The sequence below is a fragment of the Pseudoalteromonas sp. NC201 genome, assembly GCF_002850255.1.
In the GTDB taxonomy this organism is placed as follows: Bacteria; Pseudomonadota; Gammaproteobacteria; order Enterobacterales; family Alteromonadaceae; genus Pseudoalteromonas.
In genome coordinates this window covers 891,286-906,299 of record NZ_CP022522.1, presented here as the reverse complement: position 1 = coordinate 906,299, position 15,014 = coordinate 891,286, and the positions used below count along the sequence as shown (strand labels likewise).

General features: G+C 45.9%; 2 protein-coding genes (1 of these 2 running past the window's edge). Both read right to left on the bottom strand.

Translation table 11 applies throughout. The features are described 5' to 3' along the window. Positions 1 to 238: 238 nt before the first annotated feature. Entirely contained in the window at positions 239 to 11,317 is an 11,079-nt protein-coding gene (locus PNC201_RS03715; protein ID WP_102056215.1) for a non-ribosomal peptide synthetase, read from the bottom strand. Continuing rightward, on the bottom strand, positions 11,317 to 15,014 hold the 3' end of the coding sequence (locus PNC201_RS03710; protein ID WP_102056214.1) for a non-ribosomal peptide synthetase. Its footprint extends 6,583 nt past the window's final position; 3,698 of the gene's 10,281 nt are visible here — the last part of the coding sequence; its start codon lies beyond the right edge, outside the window — the gene reads right to left on this strand; its stop codon occupies positions 11,317 to 11,319. The genes PNC201_RS03715 and PNC201_RS03710 overlap by 1 nt, the downstream gene beginning before the upstream one ends.

Genomic DNA, 15,014 nt, shown 5'->3' with positions numbered 1-15,014 from the left:
ATCAAATAAGGCCTGTCTTACGCACGTGTGACTGCGCAGAAAATTTAGACAACCTCCACTACATGAGCTGTTTTCACACTTATTTTGGCGGCTACTCTGTCAACAAGGGGAATCCGGACAAAATATTAACTTTAATAACACTTAGATACTAGCATGTTAATTTAAAACAACCAATATTTAACACAATATCATTATTTGGGCAAACTTTAACCCATTGCATTAGGGAAAGAGGGACGAATTACAACGTCCCTTCCTCTATCACAGTGGCTAAACTGGCTTGTCTGTTAAGGTCTCGTATCGTCAGAAGTTGCCGTACTTTCTCAGCTAATGTAGCGATCTCTGGATGAGCGATCAGCTCTGCTAAGCTTAATTCTAGTGACCAATAATCGTTGATTTCAGCCAGTAATTGGATCAGAAGTAATGAATGCCCTCCAAGCTCCATAAAGTGAGCATCAACACTAATTTGTTCGTAGGGAATACTCAAAAGACGTTGCCAAATACCAGCTAGCGCTTGCTCAATCTCATCACGGGGAGCTTTAACCGCAGATTCCACGTTATCAATTTCATAGCTCAGAGCTGCCTTATTAACTTTACCGCTTGGAAGTAACGGCCATTGCTCAACTGTAATGATGGCTGCTGGCACCATAAAAGCAGGTAAGTTAGTGCGTAATTGCGACTTAATGTGGCTAACAAAATCAGGGCCCACCGTTGTTATCGGCTCTATATAAGCAAGCATTCGATTGTGACCTTGACCATCTTTATCTATCTTGATCACCGCTTTGTTAACTTGCTCTAATAGCGCTAATTGACGTTCAACCTCTCTAGGCTCAATGCGATATCCTCGAATTTTTATTTGTTCGTCAGCTCGGCCTAAATATTCAAGCTCACCACTTTCAAGGTAACGCACTAAATCTCCAGTCCGGTAAAGACGTTTACAAGGGGCTAAGTTAGGCAATGTTACAAACCTTTCAGCAGTAAGCTCTGCTCTATTGATGTAACCTTTGGCTACACCATTACCACCAATGTACAACTCTCCTGCAACACCAAAAGGGCAAAGCTGCTGTGATTGATCCAAGATATATAGCTCAGTATTTGGCATTGCCCGCCCAATAGTGATCTGTTCGTTCTCATAAATTTCAGCAATACTGGCGCACACGGTGATTTCGGTTGGGCCGTAGAGATTAAAAACTGGATAATGACATGCCCAACGCCAGCCTAGCTCCTCATCACAAGCCTCTCCACCTACAGCCAAGGCTGCAAAGTGATAATCCTCTCGAAATGGTAGATGAGCAAGATAAGATGGAGTTAGTAATGTGTGCGTAATTTTCTGCTGCACGAGATAGCGTGCCATAAGATCTGGGTTTGCTCTTTCCTGCTCGCCACAAATGTGAAGACTTGCGCCCTGCGTCAATGCCCACACCCACTCCAAAACAGAAGCGTCAAAACAGGGGGTTGAAAACTGCAATACACGAGCATTTCGACCTGTAGGTAAGCGTTTTTTCAAGGCTACCGCAAGTTCAGTCACACTTTGATGCGCAATAGCCACTCCTTTTGGATTGCCTGTCGTACCTGAGGTATAGATAATATAAGCTGTATCGCTTAACTTTCCTCTACTTTGACTACAACCCTCTCCCACGACTGTCTGTACAGCATTTGCAACACAAATACGTTCCAAGGCTAAATGCTTAAGATCAGACTCAAGGGGTGAGTCGGTAAGTACACAAGTCGCCTCCGAATCTTGCAACATATACTCAGTTCGAGAAATTGGGTAGCTGGGCTCTAAAGGTAAGTACGTACCTCCCGCTTTTAAAATGGCCAGTATTGCCACCATCATATCTGTCGAACGCCCAACATATACGCCTACGGTATCCCCAACTTGGTATATTGAATTTGCGCACAAATGCTGGCTGACAGCTTCCGCACGTTGGTTGAGCTGACCATAGCTGATACTTTCATTGGCGGTTTCTACCGCCACCGCATCTGGGTGGCTCTTTGCTTGACGCTCAAACAACTCATGCAATAAACAGCTCGGCACCTCAACATCCTGAGCTGTACTATTCAACTCCGTGAGCAAATAAGACCGCTCTCGCTCACTTAAAAGCTCAACCTCCGCAACCTTCAAGGCCTTCGTCAACCCCAATAGCAAACGCTTATAATGTCCGCCTAAACGTGCCAAACTCGCCGAGTTATAGTGCCCCGCCCCGCCTTCTAAGCGAATACTCAACCCTTCCGATACATGCGCCACTACCGTTAAGTCGTAGTTCGTCCCTTCCGTTGTCTCCGCTGTCGTAACCTCTAGCCCCGACTGCTCATCCGCTTCACTTAACTGCGCATCAACCGGATAGTTCTCAAATACAAATACGCTATTAAACAGAGGCTCTCCCAACGGCGACTGTTTTTGTATTTCATACAACGGATAGTAGCTATGCCCTTCTCGCGCCACTTGCTGTTCGTGCTGCGCCTGCAATAGCCCAAGCACCGTATCTTCTGCACCGCTCTCTACGACCACCGGTACTGTATTGATAAACAAACCTAATATCGACTCGACACCCGCAAGACTTGCCGGCCGCCCTGACGTCACCGAACCAAACACCACCGCACCTTGGTTGCCATAGCGCTGCAACAACACACCCCATGCCGTTTGTACGACTATATTTAACGTCGTTCTCGCTTCCGCCGCCAACAGTTGTAACGCCGCCGTCTCTGATACACTAAACTCAATGCGATACTCGCCCTCTCCTACTCCCACCTCTCCTTGCTCCGCTGGCAACTGAGTATGGCTACTCAGCGGTGCTAACGTGTCTCGCCAAAACGCTACCGTCTCCTCCTTGTCTTGCTCACTCAGCCACTGAGCATAATCTCTATAGCTGTATTCTGGCGCTCCACTTGCTAACGGTATACCCGCACACAGCGCTTCATAACATTGCTTTATCTCCTTAAATACCAACGGAATACACCACCCATCCAGTAGCGCATGGTGGTAACTCCAGAGCAACGTATGTTCATCTCCTACATTAAATAAGCTAAAGCGCATCAGTGGTGCTGCATCTATCGCAAAGGCTTTGCGCTTATCCATACGCTGATAATCGTCTAAATAATGTTGCTGCTGCGCCTGTGACATCTCCCTTAAATCTTCTTCCTTCCAAGGCAGTACCGCATGTGCGCTCACCCTTTGATGCGCATTCCCTTGCTCTATTCCTACAAATGCCGTTCTAAAAATATTGTGCCGCTCTATTACCGCTAACCATGCAGCTTTAAATGCGCTTGCATCCAAATCCTTGAAGCTTATCCGAGTCTGCGTGACATAACTCCCTGCTTCCAACAAACCATGGAATAACAACCCCTGTTGCATCCCCGTCGCTGGATATAAATCTGCAATATCCGACCCAATATCCCATCGCTCTAACTCTTCCGTAGTTACCCTCGCCAATGGAAAATCACTCGGTGTATAAGGCCCAACGCCCACCGCCTTACAATGCGTAATAACGTCTCTTAAGGCCTGCTCATAAGCCTTCATCAACGTCGATAACGCTCCCTCGCAATAACACCCTGTGTCATAATTCAGCGTAAAACCTAAACTGCCAAATACCACCTTCCCATTTAACACCAACTCTTCTTGTGCTATCCGAGCTGCACTTATATGTTGCCCTCTATTTTCCTCTGCTATGTTAAAGGCGCCCGTCTGTTTTACCGTTTGGTCAAACTGCCCTAGGTAATTAAACTGCAAAGCCGGCATCGTCTTATCCGCAAGCTCGCTATCACCGCACAGGTACTTTAATACGCCATAGCCTATCCCCGTATCCGGAACCTGACGGTATTGCTCTTTTACCGCCATCAAAATACCACCGACATCCTCCGCCGCTTGCACGCTTAGCTGCAATGGATACATACTGGTAAACCAGCCTACGGTTTGACTTAAATCTATTACCCCCGCAACTCCCTCACGCCCATGCCCTTCTAGTGTCACCGATAGCGTTTGAGCACCACTACAACGTTGATGAGCTAACCACAAAGCCGCCAAGAGTACTTCATTCACCTGAGTTCGATAACTCTGTGGCACCATCGTGAGCAAAGCCTGTGTCTCACCCTCACTCAATTGGATTTGTAATTGTCGCCGTACACCTGCTTGTACTTGCTCATGACCATAATGCTGTTGCCAACTATTATCTGCCTCTAGTTCTCGCCAATATGAACGTTGCTGCTGAAGCCCTTCACTCTCGCTATAGCACTGTAAGTGTCTTCCCCACTGTTGATAACTATGTGTCTTATCACCAAGCTGCAATGCTTCTCCCGCTTGGTATTGTTGATAGAGCTGTGCTATGTCTGACAGCAAAATACGCCAAGAAACCCCATCCACAACTAAGTGATGTATCACCAACAGCAAGCGTCCTGTACCCGCTTTGTTCGCCAAATAGACCAATCGTAATAACTCACCATCTATCGGTGATAAGCTGCGCTGCGCTCGCTCTGCAATAGCCGTTAAACTCTCTGCCTCTCCATCCCACTCATGCTGCTCTATGCAGTTTGATAGCGCCAATGCTTCCAAGGCTTGATACCAACCTCGCCACTGCCCCTGTGATTTATCAAAACTGAGCCTCAGTGCGTCATGTCTCGTGACCAAAGCTTGCAACATCGGTATCAGGCATTGGGTGTCAAAATCCTCTGGGGTACTTAATAGAACCGACTGGTTAAAGTGGGCTAACGCCGTTTCGTTTTTGAAAAATGCCTGCTGAATAGGCAGCAATGGCATCTCTCCTATCACCGCCTCTTGTGCTATCGTGTATCCTTTGCTCTGCTTTACACACCGTGCTAATGCCACGATGTGTTGATGACGAAACAGGTCTTTAACACTAAAATACAGGCCTTGCTCCGCTGCCCGTGAGACTAGCTGAATTGATAATATTGAGTCGCCACCTAGGGCAAAGAAGTTTGCCTCACAGCTCAGTGACGCTTGCGGTATCTTTAATAAACTCGACCATAATTGCTGCAATTGCGCTTCTGTTTTATTTTGTGGTCCTCGGTAATGTGCTGTCGTCAACTCCGGTTGTGGCAAAGCGCGTTTATCAACCTTACCATTGACTGTAAGTGGAAATTGCTCCAACACCACAAACTGGCTCGGCACCATATATTCTGGTAATTGTTCGGCGAGCGCTTCGCTCAAAATACGAGTAGCGCTATCCTCAGACATCTCACCAGATAGCATCACGTAAGCAATCAGGTATTTTTGACTTCCTTCCCCCCAACACAATACTGCGGCTTGCTTAACACCGAAAGATTCATTCAACAATTGCTCAATTTCAGCCAACTCAATACGATAGCCACGAATTTTTACCTGTTCATCGATCCGGCCTAAGTAAACTAATTGGCCAGTATCAGATTGTCGTACAAGATCGCCTGTACGGTATAATTTCTCATGCTCATTCGTTACAAATGGGTTACTTACAAAACGTTCAGCATCTAGCTCTGGACGCTTGATATAACCTTGTGCCACACCTACACCACCAATATATAACTCTCCAACCGCCCCCTCAGGCAGCAGTTGCTGCTGATCATCAAGAATATAAGTTGTAACATTATCAATAGCAGTGCCTATTGTTACAGACGTATCGGGATGGAGCTTAGCTACAGTGGCACAAATAGTGGCCTCTGAGGGACCGTAAGCGTTATACATTGGATAGTGCTTTGACCACTGCTGCGCCAGTGCGGTACTACAGGCTTCACCACCCACCAATAAAGCGCGAAAATGGTAGTTTTGATGACAAGGTAGATGCTGTAAGTATGCTGGGGTTATGAGTGCATGAGTGATACCTTGATCAACCAAGTAATCTGCCATTTGCTGAGGATGATATTTATCAGCTTCGCTACAGATACATAGCGATCCTCCGTTCGTCAACCCCCACATCCATTCTAGGGTAAAGGCATCAAAGCTAGTAGAAGCTAGTTGCAACACTTTACTACTGTTATCTACTTGGAATTGTCTCCCTAAGTATGCCGCAAAGTTGACAGCTCCTTTATGTGCTATTTTAACCCCTTTAGGTTTGCCACTGGTACCAGACGTATACACTATATATGCACTTGCCACATCACTATTTAAAATAGGGCTCGGTGGATTGTCTTGGCTATAGTTTGTCAGCGAGGTGTCAGCCATAACACAGCTAAAAGTACCTCTGAGTTCCACAAGTCTTTTTTCAAGTTCACTACTGGTGAGTAATAATGATGCTTCAGAATCATTAAGGATGTAAGACACCCTGCCATCGGGGTAACTTGGATCAATAGTCAGGTAAGCACCTCCTGCTTTTAATACCGCAAGAACACTCACAAGCAGTAGTTCAGAACGTGGTAAACAAATAGCGACTGTTTGTTCTGGCGTAAGCTGATATTGTTCGATTAAATACCAAGCCATTGCATTTGCTCGCGCATTTAATTGTGCATAACTTAAACTTCTTCCTGCTGACGTAATAGCTAACGCTTCTGGCTGTCGTTCAACCTGTCGTTCGAACAATTCATGTAAACCGCAATTTGCAGCGGGGTAATTTGTATTACCTGCCGCCCTAGTGAGTAATCGAGTAAACTCTTGAGCATCTAGTATATTTAATTGCTTAATGGCAATATCTTGATCTTCATGATGAGCGGCTAACGTACTCAGTAAGTTACACAGATGTCGGTCTAGAGTAGTGATATGCTGGTGAGAAAATATTGCAGTGTCATAGGTCCAGTTGATTGTCACTTCATCTTTATTGATACAAATATTAATATCTAAATCGAACTTAGCTACTTTAACTTTTTGCTCCCGTCGCTCAACAATGAGAGCTTGATTTTGCGGTACAGGCTTCGATGAAAAGTCGTTTTGTGTTGCTAGTAAAATTTGAAATAACGGAGTATGTGAAGCAGAACGTTCACTTGCTAGTTTATCAACTAACTTTTCAAACGGCATATCCTGATGCTGCTGGGCTTCAAGGTGCACTTTCTTCACATGCTTAAAATAATCGCTCAGATCGTTGTAATTGGTATTTACTCTTAATACTAAAGTATTCACGAACAGACCAACAACCCCATTCAACTCGCCTTGTAGTCGGTTGGCAATCGGCATACCCATCACGATGTCATGACTACCACTGTGACGCGATAAAACTAAGGCACACAAGGCATGAGACAGCATAAACGGCGTCAAGGCATAATGCTTTGCCAAGCGACAAAGCTTACTCGCTACTTCACTGCTGAGTCGACTTGACACTTGCTCTCCCACGTAGTTCTTATCCGCTGGACGTTTAAAGTCTAACGGTAAGCTATGGACTTGTGGCATTGCAGCTAACTGTTGCTGCCAATACTGCCAATGCGTATCTAGAGTATCAGGCGTTAGCTGTTTACTTTGCCAAAGAGCGTAGTCCGCATATTGTAGGGGTAAAGCTGTAAGTGGGTTTTGTTGGCCTTGAGTAAAAGCTTCATAGAGCGCCCAACATTCGCGGGTCAAAATATCCATCGACCAACCGTCAGTGGCGATATGCGGCATATTAATTATTAAAATGCTCTTATCGACTTGGCATAGCAGTAGACTCACTTTAAGCATTACATCATCTGCAAGGTTAAATGTGTACTTCTGCTGCTCTTCAAGCCTCTGAGTGATTTCCGTCTCTTGTTCTTCACTCTCTAAATGCGTCAAATCTACCTGTTCGATGTTAAAATTGACTGTGTGTGCCGCGTGAATGATTTGCAGCGCTTGCTCATTGACATGTGCTTGATATGTAGTTCTGAAAATTGCATGGCGCTCAATCAAAGCAACGAAAACACGTTGCAATGCTGAAATATCAACTGCACCACTTAACGTTAAAGCCCGAGTGATATTGTAGGCATATGTGCCACCTTGCAAAGCATCGATAAACCACAAACGCTGTTGTGCAAAAGTCAGTGGAGCACTGTCTAAATTATCTTGTGCCTTAATCTTCTCATATGTGTGCTTTGCTTGAATTTCCTGGTGGCTTTGCAACCACATACCAAACTGACGAATATTGGGATGTGAGAATAAATCACCCAAAGTTACTTCAATGTCGAAATGCCGCTTAATTAACGCACTAAGCTTCACCGCTAACAGAGAATTTCCCCCTAACCTAAAGAAATCACCCGTTACACTTAACTCCTCTAGTGGTTGTCGCAGTACCTCTGCCCATATCTCTACCAGCGCTCGCTCTACACTATTCTCCGCCGCTTCATATTCCTGCCCTATCTCCCCAATCTCGCTCGGTAGCGCACCCCTATCCAGCTTACCATTCGCCGTCAACGGCAAAGCATCTAGCAAACACCAACGACTCGGACACATATAACTGGCTAAACGCGCCGATAACGCACGCTCTAACTCCGCTATAAAAATACCTTCATCTACTACCTCTCCCTCTGCAACAACATAACCCACCAACGTCGCATCCGCACCCTCTCCTTGCACCAACACCGCCGCCTGTTTCACCGCTGCTTGCTGTGCCAAAACACTCCTTATCTCTCCAAGCTCTATACGATATCCCCGCAGCTTGACTTGCTCATCCTTCCTTCCCAAAAATACCAACGCTCCCGACTCCAAGCGCCGTACCCTGTCTCCTGTTCTATACAACCTCGTATCCGCCAACCAAGGAACATACACAAATGACGCCGCCGTCCTGTCCGGATCTCCAACATATCCTTTCGCTACGCAAGGCCCTCCAACATAAAGCTCTCCTACGCCTCCTTTCGCTTGCAGCTCACCCCCTGCATCAACGACATACAGCCCTGTGTTCGCCATCGCATACCCTATCGGTATCTCTTCTCGCGTTGAATCCCCTGCCCTTAAATGCGCGCTTGCATCATATAAGCTACAACCTACCACCGTTTCCGTCGGACCATAGTGGTTGTAAAGTTGACTTTCACTAAAGGTATCTTGCAACCGCGCAGCCAGCCCCTCCGTTAGCGTCTCCCCTCCTATCACCAGAACATGCGCTCCGCTGACCTTATCCCCATTCAGCAATTCAAGTAATGCCTCACAATGCATCGGCGTCAAACGATATAAACTCGCCTCTGAGCTCCCTCGTAACCGCTCGACTAATCCCTCCAACTCCTCTCCCCAAGGCGCTAAGTTCACGCACCCTCCCACCAAAAGAGGCAAATATAAACTCGGAACGCCTATATCAAATGCATGCGACGTCAACACATAGCTTCCTGTCAACTGCTCTTGATAGTACGCTTTTAGACCATAGCCACAGTAATCTATTAATCCTCTGTGACTTACCTCCACCCCCTTTGGCTTACCCGTCGACCCTGACGTATAAATCACATAGGCGCTATCCGCTAAGGTATGTGTCACTCCCACCGGATGGCTGTCATAACCCGATAAGCCCCACTCATCCTCATCCAGCATTAACACATCTACCCCTGAAACCGGTAAAATTTCTAATAAACATGTCGATACCAAAACCTGAGTCACATCCGCATCGTTAAATATATCTGCTAAACGTGCCGTCTGATTATCCGGGCTCAATGGGATATAGCTCGCACCCGTCGCCATCACCCCTAGCATCGCCACCAAGAGCGTGACATCTCGCGTCATCACCAACGCAACTCGCTCTCCCACCCCTATATCCTGCTCTTGAAGGTAATGTGCCAACTGATTCACACGACTGTACAACTCTCCATAGCTCAGTGCGTGTGATTCATCCCGTACCGCTATTCTCTCCGGCGTCTGCTGGGCTTGTCTCGCAAACTGCTCTACTACACTTTCTCCCCGCCGATAATCACAGGCCGCACCTACGCTCTCTTCTATCAAGCTTTGACGCATTTCATCGTCATACAAGGCTAAACTTTTGCAGCTACCTTGGGCTCCCTTCGCGATACTCTCCAATAGATACTCAAAGCTACGGGCATACGCCGCTATCGTCGCTTCTGTAAACAAGCTCTGTTGATACCGCCAATGGCATAGCAACTCGCCTTCTCCCTCCGAGCAAGTCAAATCCAAATCAAACCGTACCTGCTCTTGACTTTGTTGGAGTGGTTTCAGCCTCGCCTCTCCCAAACTCAACCCTTCATCGTCACTGCTGCGATGGTTCTGTAGCACCAACTTAACCTGACACAAGGGGTTATATGCTAAGCTTCTATCTGGGTTTAATGCCTCTACCAACAGCTCAAAAGGGAGCCCTTGATGCTGATAATCTGCCAGCGTATCTGCCTTTATCTGCGCCAATAACGCCGTAAATGGCTGCGCTAAATCAACCTGTGTTCGACTCACCAAGGTATTGATAAAAAACCCTATTAATGGCGACAATTCACTCTCACTACGCCCCGCTGTCGGTACGCCTAAGACGATGTCCGACTCACCGCTTAAGCGGCTCAATAACACCGCAAAAGCACCTTGCAGTACCATAAATAACGTGACACCTGCGCTTTGCGTTAGCGCTTGTAACCCTGCCAATGTCTCTTTGCCTATCCGACTACGCACATATCCAGAGGTAAATTCTTGCTTGGCTGGTCGCGGCTTATCTAATGGCAATCCGTGTAAGCTCGGCATGCCCGACAACCTAGCCTGCCAATACCTTAACAACTGTGCTTTGTTTTGCTCCGTTAACTGTTGCTGTTGCCAGTACGCGTAATCTCCATATTGGACCGGTAATTCAGGCACATCCGCTTCCCCGCCTGTTATCGCAGCTTGGTAAAATGCATTAAACTCTTTTATTAATAGCTGCATTGACCAACCATCCGATGCGATGTGATGCAACGTGAACAACAAAATATGCCGTGTTTGAGACTGTTTGATGATTTTTGTACGCAACATTAAATCTTGGCTTAGGTCAAAAACTTCTCGTGCCGCATCATCCACTTGCCGCTGCACTTCATCTTCACCACAATCAACCAAATTCACCACTTCTACCGTCACCGCTCGGGCTGGCATTACCCGCTGCATACACACTCCATCGTGGGCTTCGAAACAGGTTCTTAACGCCTCGTGGCGGGCAACTATTTGGGTTAGACTGGCTTCTATGGCTGCAATATCCAGTACCCCATCACAGGCCAGTGCTGCTGCAACATTATAATGTTGACTGCCTTCTAGCTTATCGATTAACCACAGCCGTTGTTGTGAAAATGACGCTGGGATTGCACCACTGCGATCTATACTGGTAATAGCAACCAATTTCTCTTGCTGGGCACGGAGTAGCGCTATTAATTCTTGTTTGTTTGCTGTTAATTCAGCTTTTAACTCAGCACTTAACTTGCCTGACTTCTTTTTAAAACGCAGCTGTCCCTGCTCGTCGAGAAATAATGTGACACCTTGTAGGCGCGCTTTCTTTAGAATTTCTAGCACCATTATAATACTCCCTCATCTTCAAATTCGTCATTCTCTGCATCGACTGCTTGTAATGCGAATAGTTGCTCAATCAACTCTGCTTGTTGGCGGATAGTCTGATATTGAAATAATTGGTTCATTTGTGTTACGCACGCAAACTGCTTCTGTAGAGCAGCGCTTAATGACATGACAAGCAGAGAGTTACCTCCAGCTGCGAAAAAGTTACAATCTATACTCGGTGGTTGCTCAAGTCGAAGTACCTGTTGCCAGATAGCTACCAATTGCAATTCAAGATCGGTATTGGCCGCAACAAACTCTTTTGAGTCCAGCATGGGTGCCTCGGGTAGCGCTTTGACATTAATTTTACCGTTTGCACTCAATGGTAGCTCAGGCAAGTCAATCAATTGCGCAGGGCAAAGGTAACTAGGAAGGTTTTGTTGTAGCGTCAGCAATATCTGTGACAAAGTGATATCTGGGTCTATATTGGACTGGTTAAGCACAACATATGAGACTAAGCGCCTATGCTCTTCCTCTCCTGCCATTACGGTAACACCTGCCTTAACCTGAGGTAGCATAAGCAACTGCTGGTTTACTTCTCCCAATTCGATACGAAAACCATGTAGTTTCACTTGATCATCAATGCGACCCACATAGTATAAGCTGCCGTCATACTGTTGCCGAACAAGATCACCGGTACGGTATAATCGCTCTCCAGGCTGAAATGGGTTGTGAACAAAACGCTGAGTAGTCAACTCCGGTTGGTTAAGATAGCCATTCGCGAGACAGCGCCCTCCAATGTGCAATTCACCTACAACACCAGTTGGTACTATCTGCATTGCTTTGTCTAATACATATAGCTGGGTATTTTCCATAGCGTAGCCAATAGGGAGCGAATCAGCCTGTCCTAGCTCAAAATCATTTAGCCGCGCGATACAACAACCCACAACGGCTTCGCTTGGTCCATAATGATTGTATATGGTGGCATTTGGAAAGGTATGAGTTAATTGGGCGAAAAGCGATACCGGAAACAACTCACCGCCAATCACAAAGACATGCTGACTTTGACATACCTCATCACCCATAATGAACATTAACGCTCTGGCATGCATAGGTGTTAATCGCAACAACAAAGGCTGAGTACTTGGTCGCGCAAGTCGCTTGGCAAGCTCGGTTAAAACCTCATCATGGTGACCACTTAGGTCGACCGTACCACCGCACAATAATGGTAGAAGTAATGCAGGCAAACTAATATCAAAGCCGTAAGACGTCACCAAGAACGAGCCTACTAACTCAACGTCATAATAATTCTGCAAAGCAAACTGGCAGTAATCAAGCAATGCCCGATGCGAAACCTCAACCCCTTTAGGTTTACCTGTTGAACCTGATGTATAAATAACATAAGCGGGGGTTTGAGCTTGGTAAACTGAACTGCTTGGCAGACTACTATACTCGTGAAACAACCAATCGCTAAGTGTTAGATCCGTCACCTGGCATGGTTGACTTTGCCAGCGCGCCCAATAGGCTTGTGAAATGAGTGCCATATCAAGCTTTGCATCGTTAACTATGCTATTGAGACGCTCCCCTCGGTTTGACAAATCAATCGGAACAAAACAAGCATTAATTTTCAAAGCAGCGAGAATTGCGACCAATATTTCAGGACCACGATCAAGGTATAAGCCAATTCGGCTACTTTCCCCGACTTGTTGTTGACGCAAGTAGTTGGCCAGCTGTTCTACTTTTTGGGCCAACACTTCATAACTGAACTCCTGCTCATTATAGCGCGTAGCGATAGCCTTAGGGTGAGCAGCTACTTGCTGATAAAATAATGCTAATAAGGATGTATCGCGACCTTTAAGGTTAACAACACCACACTGCTGCGAACGCTCACTTTGTTTCGTAGTTAACTGTAATTGCCCAAGTGCGACTTCAGGGTTGGTCAGCGTTTGAGCCAGTACGTGCTTTACGCTATTCACAACGTTTTGTATCGCTACCGCTTCAAATAGACTCGTATCATAATCAAACTGCAATAACAGCTTTCGCTCGTGCTCTATAACACGCAATGAAAATTCAAACTTACTTTGCTGATCACTAAACTCGATGGGCTTAAGGTGTTCGGTAAAGGTGCTTTCATCTGAGACTAGCGCCTTTTGATACGTAAACAGAACCTGCACCAAGGGGTTATAGCTCGTAGTGCGCTGTGTCGTAAGCTGCTCAACTAGCCACTCAAAGGGCGTCTCTTGATTGTCTAAGGCGGCAACATCAGTACTTTTTACTTGTTGTAGGTAATCACTAAAGCAGCACTCAGATTGATAATGAGTACGCAGCACCAAGGTGTTAACAAATAAACCAACCACGCTGTCAAAATCTTTGTGCGGTCGATTAGCCACTGGCGTTGCAATAGCATAATCATCACTGTTGTTATAGCGGCATAGTACGATGCTCAAAACAGCGTGTAAGTACATAAATGCTGTCGTATTAGTCGCTGATGTTGCTTTTTTCATTAATTCGAATAATTCACCCTCGACCTCTATAGTCATGGTTTGGCTTTTATGTGCAGCAAACTTCCCACGGGGCTTATTCAGTGGCAATGAACTTAGCATGGGCATATCACTTAGCTGCTCTAACCAATATTGATTTTGTCGCGCTAACCGCTGCTGCTGAGCTTCACTGTGCTGCCATAATGCATAGTCAGCGTAATCGACTGTGGGTGCAACTAGTTGATGCGCTTTCCCCTGCTGATAAGCCTGATACAGCGAATAAAACTCTTGAGCAAGGACCTCCATAGACCAAGCATCTGTCGCAATATGGTGGACACAAATTAGCAAGTAACAACTTAGCCCTGTCGTAACATAAGTTGCTCTGATCGGAATGGATGTAGCAAGTTCGAAGGGGAGTTGCGCTAATGCTTTTAGTCGCTCGTCGACTGCGCTTTGGGCGCATAGCTGCTGTTCATTTAGCTCGGTAATAGTAAACTTAGGTCGTGAGACCACGACTTGCGTTATTTCTTCTTCCTGAGTACGGTAAATCGTGCGTAATGCTTGGTGACGCTCTATCAACTCATTCATAACTTGAGTAGCCAGCGCAAGGTTAAACTGTTTGCCAACTTGGAAAAGCAAATGCATGTTGTAGTGCGTACTTTTACCATCGTGAAGCTGATCGATAAACCATAAACGGCGCTGTTGTAATGATAATGGCAATGACTGTTGTGATTTTTTACGTCTCGGAATAACGTGCTGCTGACTTGTTTGCTTTTCATCAATCAACCGACTCAACGCCGCGATAGTATTATGTTCAAAAATATCTCGAAGCGACAAAGTGGAATTGAATTTAGCGTTTAATTCATTTACTAACCGTAAACTTAATAATGAGTGACCACCAATATTAAAAAAGCTGTCATGAACTGAAATATCAGAGTTAAGCCCGAGTATTTGTTGCCAACTCTCCATCACACTGTGTTCACTCTCCGACTCAGCTGGTACAAAATCAATATCTGCAACCACATTCAAGTTAGCTAGCGCTGACTTATCCACTTTGCCATTTGGAGTTAGAGGTAAAGCAGAGACACACTCTATACGGTCAGGGATAAGATAACTTGGGGCACGCATAGCGAGTATATGGCGCCACTGTGATACGCTCTGCTGTTTATCTTTGCATGTGGATGAACACACAACAAATGCGACCAATAATTCGGTGTGACTGCGACATTGTTTAACCACCG